This is a genomic window from Cupriavidus sp. SZY C1 (assembly GCF_032190535.1).
GTDB lineage: Bacteria > Pseudomonadota > Gammaproteobacteria > Burkholderiales > Burkholderiaceae > Cupriavidus > Cupriavidus pauculus_C.
The window spans coordinates 106,327-122,698 of record NZ_JAUANU010000012.1; the positions used below are offsets into that span (position 1 = coordinate 106,327).

The 16,372-nt window shown below is 69.0% G+C and carries 17 protein-coding genes; 10 read left to right on the forward strand and 7 right to left on the reverse strand.

Going from position 1 to position 16,372, the window contains the following annotated elements; genetic code table 11:
- Positions 1-19: 19 nt before the first annotated feature.
- On the reverse strand, positions 20-625 hold the full coding sequence (locus QTN24_RS18640) for a response regulator transcription factor (RefSeq protein WP_124682682.1): 606 nt from the start codon (positions 623-625) through the stop codon (positions 20-22).
- Positions 625-1,995 (reverse strand): ATP-binding protein, encoded by a 1,371-nt coding sequence (locus QTN24_RS18645; RefSeq protein WP_313838906.1) that lies wholly within the window; start codon positions 1,993-1,995, stop codon positions 625-627. The genes QTN24_RS18640 and QTN24_RS18645 overlap by 1 nt, the downstream gene beginning before the upstream one ends.
- A gap of 183 nt (positions 1,996-2,178) precedes the next feature.
- Here QTN24_RS18645 and QTN24_RS18650 point away from each other — a divergent pair, with 183 nt between their 5' ends.
- Positions 2,179-2,670, forward strand: coding sequence for a copper chaperone PCu(A)C (locus tag QTN24_RS18650; RefSeq protein ID WP_313838908.1), 492 nt, complete (start codon positions 2,179-2,181; stop codon positions 2,668-2,670).
- 43 nt (positions 2,671-2,713) lie between these two features.
- On the opposite strand, the gene QTN24_RS18655 is transcribed toward QTN24_RS18650, so the two are convergent.
- Positions 2,714-3,652: a LysR family transcriptional regulator gene (locus tag QTN24_RS18655; protein ID WP_124682679.1), complete on the reverse strand. Its 939-nt coding sequence runs from the start codon at positions 3,650-3,652 to the stop codon at positions 2,714-2,716.
- Between the two features lie 64 nt (positions 3,653-3,716).
- Positions 3,717-3,938 (reverse strand): cysteine-rich CWC family protein, encoded by a 222-nt coding sequence (locus QTN24_RS18660; protein WP_124682678.1) that lies wholly within the window; start codon positions 3,936-3,938, stop codon positions 3,717-3,719.
- Positions 3,939-4,095: 157 nt separating this feature from the next.
- Here QTN24_RS18660 and argB point away from each other — a divergent pair, with 157 nt between their 5' ends.
- The 6 genes from argB (at position 4,096) to QTN24_RS18690 (ending at position 9,772) form a co-directional block, all read left to right on the forward strand.
- Positions 4,096-5,013, forward strand: a complete 918-nt coding sequence (gene argB, locus QTN24_RS18665) for an acetylglutamate kinase (RefSeq protein ID WP_124682677.1) — start codon at positions 4,096-4,098, stop codon at positions 5,011-5,013.
- A gap of 69 nt (positions 5,014-5,082) precedes the next feature.
- The gene (locus QTN24_RS18670) at positions 5,083-6,105 is read left to right on the forward strand and encodes an HAD-IA family hydrolase (protein WP_409559048.1); all 1,023 of its coding nucleotides are present in this window, start codon (positions 5,083-5,085) and stop codon (positions 6,103-6,105) included.
- Entirely contained in the window at positions 6,102-6,767 is a 666-nt protein-coding gene (gene slmA, locus QTN24_RS18675; RefSeq protein WP_124682675.1) for a nucleoid occlusion factor SlmA, read from the forward strand. The genes QTN24_RS18670 and slmA overlap by 4 nt, the downstream gene beginning before the upstream one ends.
- Positions 6,768-7,064: 297 nt before the next feature.
- Positions 7,065-8,237 (forward strand): homoserine O-acetyltransferase, encoded by a 1,173-nt coding sequence (locus QTN24_RS18680; RefSeq protein ID WP_313838910.1) that lies wholly within the window; start codon positions 7,065-7,067, stop codon positions 8,235-8,237.
- Positions 8,234-8,845: a methionine biosynthesis protein MetW gene (metW, locus tag QTN24_RS18685; RefSeq protein ID WP_124682673.1), complete on the forward strand. Its 612-nt coding sequence runs from the start codon at positions 8,234-8,236 to the stop codon at positions 8,843-8,845. The genes QTN24_RS18680 and metW overlap by 4 nt, the downstream gene beginning before the upstream one ends.
- A 108-nt stretch (positions 8,846-8,953) precedes the next feature.
- Complete coding sequence (locus QTN24_RS18690; protein WP_313838911.1) at positions 8,954-9,772, forward strand: thioesterase family protein; 819 nt, start codon at positions 8,954-8,956, stop codon at positions 9,770-9,772.
- Between the two features lie 3 nt (positions 9,773-9,775).
- Here the strand turns inward: QTN24_RS18690 and QTN24_RS18695 are convergent, their stop codons facing one another.
- Entirely contained in the window at positions 9,776-11,056 is a 1,281-nt protein-coding gene (locus tag QTN24_RS18695; protein ID WP_313838912.1) for a muropeptide transporter, read from the reverse strand.
- Positions 11,057-11,193: 137 nt separating this feature from the next.
- Here QTN24_RS18695 and QTN24_RS18700 point away from each other — a divergent pair, with 137 nt between their 5' ends.
- Positions 11,194-12,129, forward strand: a complete 936-nt coding sequence (locus QTN24_RS18700) for a M48 family metallopeptidase (RefSeq protein WP_124684995.1) — start codon at positions 11,194-11,196, stop codon at positions 12,127-12,129.
- A 73-nt stretch (positions 12,130-12,202) separates the two neighbouring features.
- Here the strand turns inward: QTN24_RS18700 and argC are convergent, their stop codons facing one another.
- Positions 12,203-13,150 (reverse strand): N-acetyl-gamma-glutamyl-phosphate reductase, encoded by a 948-nt coding sequence (gene argC, locus QTN24_RS18705; RefSeq protein WP_409559049.1) that lies wholly within the window; start codon positions 13,148-13,150, stop codon positions 12,203-12,205.
- Between the two features lie 263 nt (positions 13,151-13,413).
- Complete coding sequence (locus QTN24_RS18710; protein WP_124682669.1) at positions 13,414-14,190, reverse strand: exodeoxyribonuclease III; 777 nt, start codon at positions 14,188-14,190, stop codon at positions 13,414-13,416.
- 30 nt (positions 14,191-14,220) lie between these two features.
- Between QTN24_RS18710 and pyrE the strand changes: the two genes are divergently transcribed.
- A complete protein-coding gene (gene pyrE, locus QTN24_RS18715; RefSeq protein ID WP_313838917.1) occupies positions 14,221-14,898 on the forward strand; it encodes an orotate phosphoribosyltransferase in 678 nt (225 codons plus the stop codon).
- Between the two features lie 139 nt (positions 14,899-15,037).
- On the forward strand, positions 15,038-16,369 hold the full coding sequence (locus QTN24_RS18720; RefSeq protein ID WP_313838919.1) for a patatin-like phospholipase family protein: 1,332 nt from the start codon (positions 15,038-15,040) through the stop codon (positions 16,367-16,369).
- The last annotated feature ends 3 nt before the right edge of the window (positions 16,370-16,372 follow it).

The window sequence follows — 16,372 nt, forward strand, 5'->3', positions numbered from 1 at the left end:
CGATCGGCCGGTAGCGCGATCAGCGCGATACCGGCCGCTTGCCGAGCTTGCGCTGCAACGTGCGCCGATGCATGTTCAGCGCCCGCGCCGTGGCCGAGATATTGCCGCCGTGCTCGGTGAGCACGCGCTGGATGTGCTCCCATTCCAGCCGCGCCACGGACAGCGGCACCGGCTCTTCCAGCGCGGCCTCGGCTGCATCCTCCGAAATCCCCGCCATCAGCGCCGTCAGGATCGAGTCGACATTGGCCGGCTTGGCCAGGTATTCGTCGGCGCCCTGCTTCACGGCCGCCACGGCCGTGGCGATGCTCGCGTAGCCGGTCAGCACCAGGATCCGCGCGTCGGGCAGCGCCTGCCGCAGCGGCGCCACGAAATGCAGCCCCGACTCGGCGGCCGTGCCGCTGGCCTCGGGCGGCGGCCCCAGGTGCAGGTCCAGCGTGACGTAGGCAAAGGCCGTGCGCGCCGCCATGGCCAGCGCGCTGCTGCCGGTGTGCGCCACCTGCACCGCATAGCCGCGCCGCGTCAGCGCCCGGGCCAGCGTGCCCGAGAACACCTCGTCGTCATCGATCACAAGGAAGGGCGTGCCCGCGGGGGCGTCGGTGGGCACGTTGGCGGGAGCGTCGGTCATCACGATTCGTAGGCGGAGGTAGGGAGGGGCGCCTGCCCGGCCGTGGCCAGGGGCAGGAGCAGTTCGGTCACGGTGCCGCCGGCGGGGTTGTCGCGCCACGCCAGCCGGCCGCCGAGCTGGCGCGCGGCGCTCTGCGCCAGGTACAAACCGATGCCCTGGCCGCCGTGGCGGCTGGTCACCGGCGCCTCGCCCAGCTTGGCGCGCAGGTCCGGCGCGATGCCGCTGCCGTGGTCGGTCACGCGCCAGACCAGCGCCTCGGCCGTGCGCGTCACGTCCAGCGCCAGCGGCGGGGCCTGGCCCGGCGCGCCGCCGGCGGTCTGCTGGCTGCGCGCGGCATTGTCCAGCACGATGGTCAGGATCTGGCTCACGCGCGCGGTGTCCACGGCCTGCGCGCCGGCGTCGGGCGAGACATCGGCCTGCAGGCTGGCCTGCGGATGCCGGAGCTGCCACCGTTCGACGAACGCGGCAATCCAGCCGTCGATGCGCTGCGGCGCCAGCGTCTCGTTGTCCTCGCGCAGCCGCGCCAGGATCGTGCGGCACAGGTCTAGCTGCTGCTCCATGGTGCGCAGGTCGGGCAGGTAGGCGGCCACCGGGGTCTCGCCGCGCGCGGTGTCCGCGGCATCGGCACGCAGTTCGCCGGCGATCACGGCCAGCGTGGCCAGCGGCGTGCCGATCTCGTGGGCCACGGCGGCGGCCTGGTCGTTGAGCGCTTCCACGCGCGCCTCGCGCAGCAGCAGCTCGCGGGCCTGGTTGAGCTGGGCGTCGCGCTGGCGCAGCACGTTTGACAGGCGCGCCACGAAGAACGCGATCATCACCGCGCTGGCGACGAAGTTGAGCCACATCCCGGCCAGGTGGTAGTTCACCGCGTTGTCGGGGTTGTGCAGGTGCAGCGGCAGGTATTCCAGCAGCAGCAGCGAATAGCAGGACAGCGCGTACAGCGCCAGCACCACCACCAGCCGCCACGGCAGAATGGCCGCCGCGATGGCCAGCCCGGGCAGGTAGAACGACACGAACGGGTTGGTGGCGCCGCCGGTGTAGAACAGGATGGCCGACAGCGCGCTGAGATCGACCAGCATCTGCACCATCAGCTCGCCGTCGCCGGGCATGGTGCCGCGCGTGGCATGCCAGCGCAGCCGCGCCACCGTGTACAGGTTGAAGGCGGCCTGCACCGCGAACAGGAACAGCAGCGGCTGGTACGGCAGGATGATGCCGGCGGCCGATTCGCACGACACCAGCAGCATCGCCTGCCCGGCCAGCAGCGCCCAGCGCAGCCAGCACAGGCGGCGCAGGCTGACAAGGCTGTGGCGTTGCGCCGGCACGCCGAAGATGGCGGGCGGCGGGGCGGGGGACAGGTCGATCTGGGCAGGCATGGCGCGAGTGTAGCAATGCTGCGCGCGGCTGCCCGCGATGCGACACCGTGCCGCATTCAGGCGCGGCGGCGGTGCTGCCAGACTACCCGGTTGCGTGGCGCGGCAGGACGACGTCCGGCGCGCCGTGGTCTAATGATCGCCCCTGAAATGCCCCCTTCGAGCCCCATCGTGGAAAGGTTACCCATGCAAGCCAAAGTCCGCGCGGCGCGTGCCGCCGCTATCGTCACCCTTGGCCTGGCCGGCCTGCTGGCCAGCGCCCAGGCCATGGCCCAGGTCGACGTCACCGACGCCTGGGTGCGCGGCACGGTGCCGGCGCAGACCGCGTCCGGCGCGTTCATGACGATCCATGCGCACGATGCGGCCAAGCTGGTCGGCGTGTCGTCGCCGCTGGCGTCGGCCGAGCTGCACGAGATGAAGATGGACAACAACGTGATGCGGATGCGGCAAGTGCCGTCGCTGGACCTGCCGAAGATGCAGGACGTGCAGCTCAAGCCGGGCGGCTACCACGTGATGCTGATGGGCCTGAAGCAGCAGCTCAAGGCCGGCGACACGGTGCCCATCACGCTGAAGTTCGAGCAGAACGGCAAGGTGACCGAGCAGACCGTCAAGGCCGAGGTGCGCGACGTGACCGCGCCGGCGGCCCAGCCGGCCGGCCACATGCAGCACAAGCACTGAGCACCGGCATTGCCCGGCGGCGGCGCCGGCGGGCGGGCGCCGCTCAGCCGCGCAGGCTGATGGCCGCCGCGTCCTCGTCCTCGGGCGCGGCCACGGCCTGGCGCACGCGCTCGCGCAGCCAGGTGTGGCCCGGGTCGGCGTCGGCCTTCTCGGGCCAGATCATGCTGTAGGTGAAGCCGGGGATCGTGAACGGCGCCTCGAAGATCGCCAGGCGGCTGTCGGCCAGCGCTTCCAGGCTGCGCCGCGCCGTGGTCAGGACCATGTTGGTGCCGACGATCAGCGCCGGCGCCACGCTCCAGTGCGGCACCGAGCAGGCGATCTTGCGCCGCCCGCCCAGCCGCGTCACCGCCGCGTCGATGGCCTCGCCGCGCTCGGTGGCGGCGGTCACCAGCACGTGGGAGCGCGCCAGGTAGGCCACGTGGTCGAGCCGGCCCGTGTCGCGCACCGTGGCGGCATCGACCGCGCAGGCGAAGTCGTCGTCGAACAGCACCGCCGTGCGCACGCCCTCGGGCTCGAACGCAAAGGCGCCCAGCGCGATGTCCAGCTCGCCGTCGGCAATCTGGGCCGTCATCGTCTCGCGGCTGGCCTGCGTGACCACCAGGTCGATATTGGGGGCCGCCCGGCGCAGCGCGCGCAGCAGGCGCGGCAGCACCACCAGTTCGCCATAGTCGGACATCGCCATGCGGAACGAGCGCCGCGCCGTGGCCGGCTGAAACCCGCCCGGCCCCAGCAGGATGCGCACCTGCGCCAGCGCCTCGGCCAGCGGGGCGGTCAGTTCGTGGGCCCGGGGCGTGAGCACCAGCCCGCCCTGGCCGCGCACCAGCAGCGGATCGTCCAGCAACTGCCGCAGCCGCGCCAGCGAATGGCTGACGGCCGGCTGGCTGAGCTGGAGCCGCAGCGCCGCGCGCGAGATATGGCGTTCGGCCAGCAGTGCTTCCAGCACCACCAGCAGGTTGAGGTCGATTCCACGAAGGCTATTCATGACGCGAATGTTAAACCGGAGTGGGCCCGTTTTGTCATTCGCGTAACCGCAGGCGCGAAAAAATTCACGACGGATTGGGAGGTGTCTCAGACTGGCGACGTTTCAGGCAGTCCGGACAGAGGCAATGCTGGCCCGGCACGATCTGGCGCGCCGGCAGCAGCGGCAGGCTGGCGCACCAGCATTCGGGCAGCCCCGCCGCGTACCCGCAGACGAAGGCCGCACCGCAGGCGCTGCAACGCTCCACGGGCCGCAGGCGCCCGGCCTGGATCGTCGACGGGTCGGTCATGGCGTGTATCCTTGTTGCATTGCCGCAGTTGCAATGCCGCCGCCGGTTTCTTGTAGAATCGGCGCCTGCCCGCATTGCCGGGTCGCCCCGTATCGCCGTCCTGCGGCGGACGGTTCGTCATGATACCTGCTCCAGATCACACGGAATGTCCGAAGCCATGAACGCTGACAATCCTGGGCCTGCCACCACGTCGGTAGCGGCCATCGCCCCCGCCCTCAAGGCCGAAATCCTTGCCGAGGCCCTGCCCTACATCCGCAAGTTCCACGGCAAGACCATTGTGGTCAAGTACGGCGGCAACGCGATGACCGAGGAAAAGCTCAAGCACGGCTTTGCGCGCGACGTGATCCTGCTGAAGCTGGTGGGCATGAACCCGGTGGTGGTGCACGGCGGCGGCCCGCAGATCGACGAGGCGCTGAAGAAGGTGGGCAAGGTCGGCACGTTCATCCAGGGCATGCGGGTGACCGACGAGGAAACGATGGAAGTCGTGGAATGGGTGCTCGGCGGCGAAGTCCAGCAGGACATCGTCATGCTGATCAACCAGTACGGCGGCCAGGCGGTGGGCCTGACGGGCAAGGACGGCGGGCTGATCCGCGCCAAGCGCCTGCAGATGCCGGACCGCGAGAACCCGGGCACGTTCATCGACATCGGCTACGTGGGCGACATCGAGGCGATCAACCCGGCCGTGGTCAAGGCGCTGCAGGACGACGCGTTCATCCCGGTGATCTCGCCGATCGGCTTCTCCGACGATGGCCAGGCGTACAACATCAACGCCGACGTGGTGGCCGGCAAGATGGCCGAGATCCTGAAGGCCGAGAAGCTCGTCATGATGACGAACATCCCCGGCGTGATGGACAAGAAGGGCAACCTGCTGACCGACCTGTCGGCGCGCGAGATCGAGGAACTGTTCGCCGACGGCACCATTTCGGGCGGCATGCTGCCGAAGATCTCGTCGGCGCTCGATGCCGCCAAGAGCGGCGTGCATTCGGTCCACATCATCGACGGCCGCATCGAGCACTCGCTGCTGCTGGAAATTCTGACCGAACAGGCGTTCGGCACGATGATCCGCTCGCACTGAGCGCATTTCCCCCGGGGGCCCGCGCTGCGCGGGTTCCCGTCCCTTCCCATTCAGGTTCACAATCCCGGCGTGTTCATCCGACAGCCCACCCAGCGTCGCGGCAGGGACCGCGCTCGCCGCCAATCGTCCGCCGAGGGCCCGCGCCATCGCCCGCGCCGGCACCTGCTGCGCGGCGCGGCCGGCGACAACGGCAGCCGCACGGTCTGGCTGTTCGACCTCGACAACACGCTGCACGACGCCTCGCACGCCATTTTCCCGGCCATCAACCGGCTGATGACGGCCTACGTGGCGCGCGTGCTGGGCAGCGACGAGGCCACGGCCAGCCGCGTGCGGGTGGAATACTGGCAGCGCTACGGCGCCACGCTGCTCGGCATGATCCGCCACCATCAGGTGGACCCGGCCGACTTCCTGCGCGCGGCGCACCATTTCCCCGAGCTGGCCGACATGGTGCGCGTGCGTCGTGGCCTGGCGGCGGCGCTGGGGCGGCTGCCGGGGCGCAAGATCCTGGTCACCAACGCGCCGCGCGACTACGCGCTGGCCGTGATGGCGGTGGCCGGCATCGACCGGTATTTCGAGCGGGTGGTGGCCATCGAGGACATGTGGGTGCACGGCCATTTGCGTCCTAAGCCTGACCGGCGCATGCTGCGCCGGTTGCTGGCCCAGACCGGCGTGGCGCCGCGCCGCGTGGTGCTGGTGGAAGACACGGTCTCGCACCTGAAGGCATACGCGGGGCTGGGCATCCGGACGGCCTGGGTGACCGGCTTTTTGCGCACGCTGGCGCCGTCGCGGCCCCACGTGGTGCCGGCGCAGGCCGGCGCGGCGCGCGATGCGGCCACGAAGTCAGCGCTGGCTGCCGAGGATCGGCAGCACGTGGGCCACGCCGCCCAGGAGCGCTCGGTGACGCTGGTGGCGGCCGAGAGCCAGGACCCGTCGGCCGGGCAGCCGGGCCCGACTGCGGCAACGGCGCCACAGATGGCGGCCGATGCCACCCCCAGGGTGCGCGCGCGCGTGGTGAATCGCCCGGGATATGTGGACATAAAAGTACAATTGATGCATCAACTCCTACGACAAAAGCGGAGAATCGGGTCATGACGCAAACCATCGCTCGCGAGGCAGGGGCAGCCATGCCAGTTGCCCAACCGGCCCAGGCGGCCATCGATCCGGAGGCGCCGGCCCGCAAGCGCCCGCGCCCGGGCGAACGCCGCATCCAGATCCTGCAGACGCTGGCCGGCATGCTCGAACATCCGCGCGGGGAAAAGATCACGACGGCCGCGCTGGCCGCCCGGCTGTCGGTGTCCGAGGCCGCGCTGTACCGGCACTTCGCCAGCAAGGCGCAGATGTTCGAGGGGCTGATCGGCTTCATCGAGCAGACGGTGTTCGGCCTGATCAACCAGATCACCACGCAGGAGGAACACGGCCTGCGGCAGGTGCAGGCCATCGTGCGGATGCTGCTGAACTTTGCCGAGAAGAACCCGGGCATGACGCGCGTGCTGACCGGCGAGGCGCTGGTGGGCGAGCACGAGCGGCTGCAGGAACGGATCAACCAGATGATCGACCGCATCGAGGCGTCGCTGCGGCAGTGCCTGAAGGTGGCGGTCACGCAGGCCGCGTTCCCGGCCGACGCCGACATCCCCGTGCGCGTGGCGCTGATCACGGCCACGGTGCAGGGCCACTGGCACCGCTACGCGCGCAGCGGCTTTCGCAAGCTGCCGGGCGACAACATCGACGCCCAGCTGCGCGTGCTGCTGGGCTGAACGCGGGCCGCGCCGCGGCGGCTGGCAGGCCGGGATGAGCACGGCGCGCGCTTTGCACTATAATGTGCGGGTCGCGCCGATTTGATGACTGGCTTGCGGGCGCGCGGCAGCGGGAGGATGTCTCTCCGGTTGCCAATATAAATGCGGCTAAAGAGGTTGGGTTGGTGCCTCGCGGATGCTGTTTCCGCCCGAAGCGCTGACACGCGGAACCCCGCGAGAAGCCCGACTTGGCTGCGAATCCCACGCATTGGCCGGTCGGGTTTTTTTATGCCCGCTGATTTCACGCGGGCCTGTTCCATGACCGATGTCGCTCCTCCCGCTGGCGTGCTAGACGTGCCGACCGATTCCGTCGGCGTCGTCACGCCCCAGCGCCTGCATTTCGCCGAACCCCTGAAGTTGCGCAACGGCACCCAGCTTGCCGGCTACGACCTGATGGTCGAGACCTACGGCACGCTCAACGCCGCGCGCAGCAACGCCGTGCTGGTGTGCCACGCGCTGAACGCGTCGCACCACGTGGCCGGCATCGCCGCCGACAATCCGCGCGATATCGGCTGGTGGGACAACATGGTGGGGCCGGGCAAGCCGCTCGATACCGACCGCTTCTTCGTCATCGGCGTGAACAACCTGGGGTCGTGCTTCGGGTCCACGGGGCCGATGAGCACCAACCCGGCCACGGGCGCCCCGTATGGCGCGCTGTTCCCGGTGGTGACGGTGGAGGACTGGGTCAACGCGCAGGCGCGCGTGGCCGACCACTTCGGCATCGAGCAGTTCGCGGCCGTGATGGGCGGCAGCCTGGGCGGCATGCAGGCGCTGGCCTGGAGCCTGATGTACCCGGACCGGCTGCGGCACTGCATCGTGGTGGCGTCCACGCCGAAGTTGTCGGCGCAGAACATCGCGTTCAACGAGGTGGCGCGCAGCGCCATCCTGTCCGACCCCGACTTCCACGGCGGCAACTACTACGCGCACAACGTCAAGCCCAAGCGCGGCCTGCGCGTGGCGCGGATGATCGGCCATATCACGTACCTGTCCGACGAGGACATGGCCGAGAAATTCGGCCGGACGCTGAAGGCCGAGGACATCCGCTTTTCGTTCGACGTCGAGTTCCAGGTGGAAAGCTACCTGCGCTACCAGGGCGACAAGTTCGCCGAATACTTCGACGCCAACACCTACCTGCTGATCACGCGCGCGCTGGACTACTTCGACCCGGCACTGGCCTTCCAGGGCGACCTGACCAGGACCATGGCGCAGACGCACGCGAATTTCCTGGTGGTCAGCTTCAGCACCGACTGGCGCTTTGCGCCGAACCGCAGCCGCGAGATCGTCAAGGCGCTGCTCGACAACAAGCGGCAGGTGTCGTACGCCGAGATCGACGCGCCGCACGGCCACGACGCCTTCCTGCTGGAAGACCCGCGCTACCACAACCTGATGCGCGCCTACTACGCACGCATTGCCGAGGAGATCGGTGCATGAACGCCGCCGCCAATCCCAACATCCTCGCGCTGCGTCCGGACTTTCGCGCGATTGCCCGCTGGGTGGAGCCGAACTCGACCGTGCTGGACGCCGGCTGCGGCGACGGCAGCCTGCTGCGCGTGCTGCAGGACGAGCTGGACGTGAAGGCGTACGGCATCGAGATCCGTGACGAGGAGGTGCTGGCCTGCGCGCAGAAGGGCGTCAACGTGATCCAGCAGAACCTGGAGGGCGGGCTGGCGCTGTTCGAGGACAAGAGCTTCGACACGGTGATCCTGTCCCAGACGCTGCAGACCATCCACAACACGGCCCAGGTGCTGCGCGACACGCTGCGGGTGGGCCGCGAGTGCATCGTCTCGTTTCCGAACTTCGGCTACTGGCCGCACCGGCTGTCGGTGTTCCAGGGCCGCATGCCGGTGTCCGAATCGCTGCCGTACCAGTGGTACAACACGCCCAACGTACGGGTGCTGACGATCCGCGACTTCGAGGAACTGGCGCCCAAGGTGGGCCTGCGCGTGCTGGACCGCGTGGTGATGCACGAGGGCGTGACCGTGAACTGGGGCGTCAACTGGCGCGGCAGCCTGGCGGTGTACCGGGTGGCGGCTGCCTGACCCGGGCGGCGGCCCCGGCACGTCCCTAGCTTGACGCAAGCCTCTGGCGGGCATACCGTACGCAAGTTAGCGAACGATCGTACGTTTTTCCTGCCCGAGGTTGCCCCCATGACATCAGCGCCCCTGCATCCGCTCGACCAAGCCCTGCAACTGGAACCGGCCGGCGAGCATCGCTTTCGCGGCCATACCAGCCAGGCCTACTGGAACATGATCGGGCCGTTTGGCGGCGCCACGGCGGCGGTCATGCTGAGCGCCGCGCTGCGCCACCCCGAGCGGCTGGGCGACCCCAGCGCGCTGACCGTCAACTTTGCCGGGCCGATTGCCGAGGGCGCGTTCGAGGTGGTGGCGCGGCCGTCGCGGACCAACCGGTCCACCCAGCACTGGCACCTGGAACTGCTGCAGAACGGCGAGATCACGACCACCGGCAGTGCCGTGTTTGCCGTGCGCCGCGATACCTGGCGCTGTGGCGAGGCGACGATGCCGGCCGTGCCGGCGGCCGATGCGCTGCCCCAGATGGGCGGCTTTGCCCCGGTGAAATGGCTGGGCAGCTACGACATGCGCGCCGTGCGCGGCGCCAAGCCGACGACCGAGCCCGGCACCGAGCATCCGGACAGCCTGACGCAGTTCTGGCTCCGCGACCAGCCGCCGCGCACGCCGGACTACGCCGCCATGGCGGCCTGGTGCGACGCGTTTTACCCGCGCATCTTCCTCAAGCGCGCGGGCTTCGTGCCGGCCGGCACCGTGTCGCTGACCACCTATTTCCACGCCGATGCGGCCACGCTGGCCGCGCTGGGCCACCGCCACGTGCTGGGCAGCGCGCAGGCGCGCGTGTTCCGGCAGGGCTTTTTCGACCAGACCGCCGAGATCTGGAGCCCCGACGGCGACCTGCTGGCCAGCTCGCACCAGATCGTCTACTACAAGGAATGACCCTCAGGCCGGGCGCGCCACGGCGGCTTCGGCCGGCTCGCGCGCCTGGGCCTCGTAGCGATGCACGGTGCCGCGCATCGCCCAGAGCAGCACCACGCCGGGCAGCGCCGCAACGACCGTGCCCAGGTAGAACGGCGCCCAGCCCCAGGCTTCGACCATGTAGCCCGACGTCGGGCCCACGTAGACGCGCCCGATCGACGCCAGCGCCGACAGCAGCGCGTACTGCGTGGCCGAGAACGACCGGTTGCAGAGCGTCATCAGCAGCGCCACGAAGGCGGCCGTGCCCATGCCGCCGCAGATGTTTTCCACCGCGATGGTGGCGGCCATCGTCCACAGGTGCGGCGGCGTCACGGCCAGCATCCAGTAGCCCAGGTTCGACCCGGCCTGGAGCAGCCCGAACAGCATCAGCGACCGGTACAGCCCCAGCCGCACCATCAGCGATCCGCCAAACAGCGCGCCCAGGATGGTGGCCGCCAGGCCCAGCGTCTTGTTGACGATGCCGACCTGGCCGGGATCGAAGCCCAGGCCGCGGATCAGGAACGTGGTGGACAGGCTGCCCGCGAAGGCGTCGCCAAGCTTGTAGAGCACGATCAGCAGCAGCAGCCACCACGCGCCCTGCCGGCCGAAGAAGTCGCGCAGCGGGCCCAGCACGGCCTCTTCGAGCGAACGCGGCGCGCGCGCCGGCGCATCGGGTTCGGGCGCCCAGAACAGCGTGAGCAGCCCAACCCCCATCAGCCCGGCCATCAGCAGGTACATGTTCGACCAGCCGAGCACGCGGTCCGCCAGGTACAGCGCCAGCCCGCCCGACACCAGCATCGCCAGCCGGTAGCCCAGCACCTTGACCGCCGCCCCGGCGCCGCGCTCGGCGGGGCGCAGCACGTCGGTGCTGTAGGCATCGAACACGATGTCCTGCGACGCCGACAGGAAGGCCACCAGCGTGGCCAGCGCGGCCAGCGTCCAGAGGGCCTGCTGCGGCGGGCAGAACGCCATGGCCGCGATGCTGGCCACCAGCCCGAGCTGCGTCACCAGCAGCCAGCCGCGCCGGCGCCCCAGCAGCGGCGGCGTGTAGCGGTCCATCAGCGGGGCCCACAGGAACTTGAAGATATACGCCTGCCCCACCAGCGAGAAGAAGCCGATGGTCTTGATGTCGAGCCCTTCCACGGTCATCCAGGCCTGCAGGGTGCCCGATGTCAGCGCCAGCGGCAGGCCCGAGGCAAAGCCGAGCGTGAGCATGGCGCCGATGCGGCGGTTGCGGAAGATGTCGAGGTAGGTATGGAAATTCATGATGGGGTGGCGCCGGGGCTGGCGTGTATTATTGCATCACCGTCCGCGCCGCCCCGCGGACTTTTCACGTACGCTTGGTGCCGTATCCGCGCCTGCCCGCGCGCCGGCCGCCCGTTCATCCCATCCTGCCCCAGATCATGCGCCAGTCCTGCCTGCGTCCCATGCTCGCCGCCGTGGCCTGTGCCATGGCGCTGCCCGCCCTGGCCCAGGAGGTGGCGCTGGTGGCCGCGCCCGACGACGGCGTGCGCGTGGAGCGCCGCTATTCGAAAGTACGCGAGATCGTGCCGATGGAGGTCATCGACCAGCAGGCCGCCCGCGAGTACGAGCAGGTCAAGCAGGAAGCCATCGCGCGCCGCACGCTGCTGGACGACGACCACCCGCAGGTGCGGCGGCTGCGCGAGATCGGCATCCGGCTGCTGCCGCAGACCGTGCTCTGGAATCCGCGCGCCGGCCGCTGGCCGTGGGAAATCAACGTGATCCGCGCCAAGCAGGTCAATGCGTTCTGCATGCCGGGCGGCAAGATGGCTGTCTACACCGGGCTGCTGGACGACCTGAAGCTGACCGACGACGAAGTGGCCGTGGTGATGGGGCACGAGATTGCCCACGCGCTGGAAGAGCACGCGCGCCAGCGCGCGGCGCAGGCCGAGATCTCGAACCTGGGCGCCAACGTGGTGTCGCAGCTCACTGGGTTTGGCAACCTGGGCAACATGGATATTGGCTCGAACGCCAGGATGCTGTCGCTGCGGTTCTCGCGCGCCGAGGAGACGGAAGCGGACCTGATCGGCATGGATATCGCCGCCCGCGCCGGCTACGACCCCCGCGCGGCCATCACGCTCTGGCAGAAGATGGGCAAGTTCCTGCAGGCCGGCGACGAGTTCACGTCGACCCATCCGTCCGGCCGCACCCGCATCGCCGTGCTGGAGGCGCACATGAAGGAAGTGCTGCCGCTGTACGCCAGCAGCATGAACATGCCGATGGAAAAACTCGCGCCCTACCAGCCGAACATGGCCAACCTGGGCGGCGCGCCGGTCGACGCCGGCGACGAGGACCGCATGCGGCCGCTCAAGCCATGAAAAAACCGGCTCCGAGGAGCCGGTTTTGTTTTGCGGGCCGGGAAGGGGGCCCCTTCCCGCGTCGCCGCCGCGCTCAGGCCGCCAGGCCCGTGGCCTCGTCGGCGCCGATGCGCACGTTCATGCACTGCACGGCCGCGCCGGCGGCACCCTTGCCCAGGTTGTCCAGGCGCGCCACCAGGTTGAGCTGGTCGGCGTTGCCGAACACGAACAGGTCCACGCGGTTGGTGTCGTTGCTGCCCTGGACGTCGAAGAAGCCCTTGTCCAGGTTCTCGTCGCTGTTGTACGGGTGCACGCGCACGAACTGCTCGCCTTCGTAGTGCTTGCGGTAGATGTCCAGAATGGCCTCGGCATCGGCCTTGCGCGACAGCAGCGACGGGTACACCGGCACCGTCACCGACAGGCCCTTCAGGAAGTTGCCGACGATCGGGTTGAAGATCGGCGCCCGCGCCAGCCCGCCCTGCACGCGCATTTCCGGCAGGTGCTTGTGCGCCAGGCCCAGCGCGTACGGACGCGGGCTCATCAGCTTCGGGTTACCGCCCGCCTCGAACTCGGCAATCATCGACTTGCCGCCGCCGCTGTAGCCCGTCAGCGAGAACGCCGAGACCGGGTAGTCGGCCGGCATCAGCCCGGCTTCCACCAGCGGACGCACGGCCAGCACGAAGGCGCTGGCGTGGCAGCCCGGCACCGCGATGCGGTTGCTGGCGCGGATCTTGTCGCGCTGGCCGCGCGTCAGCTCGGGCAGGCCATACGCCCAGTCGTCGGCGGTGCGGAACGCCGTGCTGGCGTCGATCACGCAGGTATCGGGGTTCGTGACCAGCGAGACGGCCTCGCGCGAGGCAACGTCCGGCAGGCACAGGAAAGAGACATCCGAGGCGTTCAGGAAGCGTGCGCGCTCCTGCGGGTCCTTGCGCTTGTCATCGGCAATGCGCAGCAGCTCAACATCGGAGCGACCCGAGAGATAGTCAAGCAGCCGGAGACCCGTGGTGCCTTCCTGACCATCGACGAACACTTTGAAAACCATGGCGGACTCACTGTGAAAAATGCGAAGAGTCTCCTGTCCTGGGGGGCGGAGAACCTGCATTGTAGCGAGGTTGGGGGCCGGACGTGGGGTTTACGCCAAAACCGCCGTTGCGATCTGGCGCAGTTCCGTTGTGGCGAAAAAGTTGTGGCGAAAAATCGCCAAGCCGGTTCCGCACCCGGACCTGCTGGAGGAACTGCGCTCCATCCGACGCATGACGCAGTTACGGCCACCCGCCGGCCGCCGCGCCAGGGGTCACGCCGGCATCACAACGGAAAATCGTAGTCGATCGACAGCGGCGCGTGGTCGCTGAACTTCTCGTCCTTGTAGATGGCGCAGGCCTTGGCCGTGGCGGCGATCCTGGCGGTTGCCAGGTGGTAATCGATACGCCACCCGACGTTCTTGGCGTAGGCCTGGCCGCGGTTGCTCCACCATGTGTACTGCTCGGGGCGCGGGTCGAGCTGGCGAAAGACGTCGACGTAGCCGTGGCTGTCGAACAGCGCGCCGATCCACGCGCGTTCCTCGGGCAGGAAGCCGGAGTTCTTCAGGTTGCCCTTCCAGTTCTTGATGTCGATTTCCTTGTGCGCGATGTTGACGTCACCGCACAGCACGATCTCGCGGCCAGTGGCCTTGAGCTGGAGCAGGTGGGGCAGGAACGCTTCCATGAATCGGAATTTCGCCAGTTGGCGTTCCTCGCCGCTGGAGCCGGACGGCACGTACACCGAGATCACCGCAAGGTGCGGATACTGCACCTCGACGTAGCGGCCTTCGGCGTCGAACTCGGCGCAGCCAAACCCGGTCACCACGCGCTCCGGCTGGTGGCGCGTGTACAGGCCCACGCCGCTGTAGCCCTTCTTCTCGGCGTAGTGGAAGTAGCCGTGGTAGCCATGTGGCGCCAGGAAGGCGTCGGTCATGTCGGCCTGCTGGGCCTTCAGTTCCTGCACGCAGACCATGTCCGCGTCCTGCTTGCCCATCCAGTCGAAGAAGCCCTTCTTGTGGGCCGAGCGGATGCCGTTGAGGTTGGCGCTGATAATCCGTAACATCTCGGGAAATTTTGAATTCAGAGAGAAAAGATGACGCAGCAGACGACGCCGGACGCCCTGAGCCAGACCTTCATCCGCTTTGCGCTGGACGCGGGCGTGCTGTCCTTTGGCGAATTCGTGACCAAGGCCGGCCGCAAGTCGCCGTATTTCTTCAACGCCGGGCTGTTCAACCAGGGCGCGATGCTGGGCCAGGTGGCGCAATTCTACGCGAAGACCCTGGTCAACTCGGGCGTGCAGTTCGACGTGCTGTTCGGGCCGGCCTACAAGGGCATCACGCTGGCATCGGCCACGGCGGTGGCGCTGGCCGGCATGGGCCGCGACGTCGGGTTTGCCTACAACCGCAAGGAAGCCAAGGACCATGGCGAAGGCGGCACGCTGGTTGGCGCGAAGCTGCAGGGCAAGGTGGTGATCGTCGACGACGTGATCTCGGCCGGCACCTCGGTGCGCGAGTCGATGCAGATGATCCGCGCGGCCGGCGCGGAGCCGGCGGCGGTGCTGATCGCGCTGGACCGCATGGAAAAGAGCGGCACCGCCGACGACATCGGCACCCATTCGGCCGTCCAGGACGTGCAGCGCGAGTACGGCGTGCCGGTCATCGCCATCGCCACGCTCAAGGACCTGCTGGCGTACCTGGATGCCTCGCAGGACCCCGCGCTGGGGAACTCTCGCGACGCTGTCGCGGCCTATCGTCAGAAGTACGGCGTCTGACCTGGAACCAGGGCCCCGCACGGGGCCTTTTTCTTTGGTGGACGTAACATTCCCGGCGGTCATTCAGCGGAGCAACGGCGTGGCGACAAAACGCGTGGCGCGGCAAGGCGCGGCGAAGGCAAGGACGGAAACAACGGACGTGAGCGGGCAGGCGCGGCCCCCCAGGCAGGCGATCCAGCGCGAAGTGGGCGCGCAGGTGCCGCCACCGCAGGATTCCGCGCCCGCCGCGGCCACGCCGGCCGAGGCGAAACGCCCGGCGCGCCGCAAGGCCGCGCTACCGCTGGAACACTGCGCGCCGGACGCGCCGCCGCACGAGGGTCCCGCCCACGAGGCCTATGCCATCCGCGCGCTCGTGCTGCAGGGCGGCGGGGCGCTGGGGTCGTACCAGGCCGGCGTCTACCAGGGGCTGGCCGAGGGCGGCATCCATCCGAACTGGGTGGCGGGCATCTCGATCGGCGCGCTGAACGCGGCGGTGATCGCCGGCAATCCGCCTGAGACGCGCGTCGCGCAGCTTCGCGCGTTCTGGGAATACATCTGCGCCCAGCCGTGGCTGCCGGGGCTGCCGCTGGACCTGCTGACGGAAGCCGCGCCGCTGTGGCCGGAGCCGATGCGCGTCTGGTTCGACAGCCTCAACGCCACGCGCGCGCTGCTGGAAGGCCAGCGCGGCTTCTTCTCGCCGCGCGCCATCACGGACCTCTGGGCGCGCTTCGACGATCCGGGCAGCGCCAGCTACTACGACACCGCGCCGCTCAAGGCCACGCTCGAACGGTTTGTCGATTTCGACCGGGTCAACCGGCCCAGGGAGATGCGGGTGTCGGTGGGCGCGGTGAACGTGCGCACCGGCAACTTCGCGTACTTCGACAACACGCGCATGACGCTGCGGGCCGAGCATTTCATGGCATCGGGCGCGCTGCCGCCCGGTTTTCCGGCCGTGGAGATCGATGGCGAGTACTACTGGGACGGCGGGCTGGTCTCGAACACGCCGCTGCAGGAGGTGCTGGCCGCCCAGCCGCGGCGCGACGCGCTGATCTTCCAGGTCGATTTGTGGAGCGCGCGCGGCAAGCTGCCGCACAACCTGCTCGACGTGGCCGAGCGCCAGAAGGACATCCAGTATTCCAGCCGCACCCGCGCGATCACCGACTACATGCGCGAGCAGCAGAACTACCGCCGGATGCTCAGCGAGCTGATGGCGCTGGTGCCGCCCTCGAAGCGCGACGACCCGTGGTTCCGCCGCGCCGCCGACCACGCCTGCGACGCGCGCCGCAACGTGATCCAGCTCATCTACCGCGACAAGACCTTCGAAGGCAGCGCCAAGGACTACCAGTTTGGCGTGTTGACGATGCACGAGCACTGGTCCAGCGGGCTCGACGATATCCGCGACACGTTGAAGCATCCCCACTGGCTGGCGATGCCCAGCGCCGAGCGCCCGTTCGTCACCCACGACGTGCATCGCGGCAACGGCGACACCTGACGC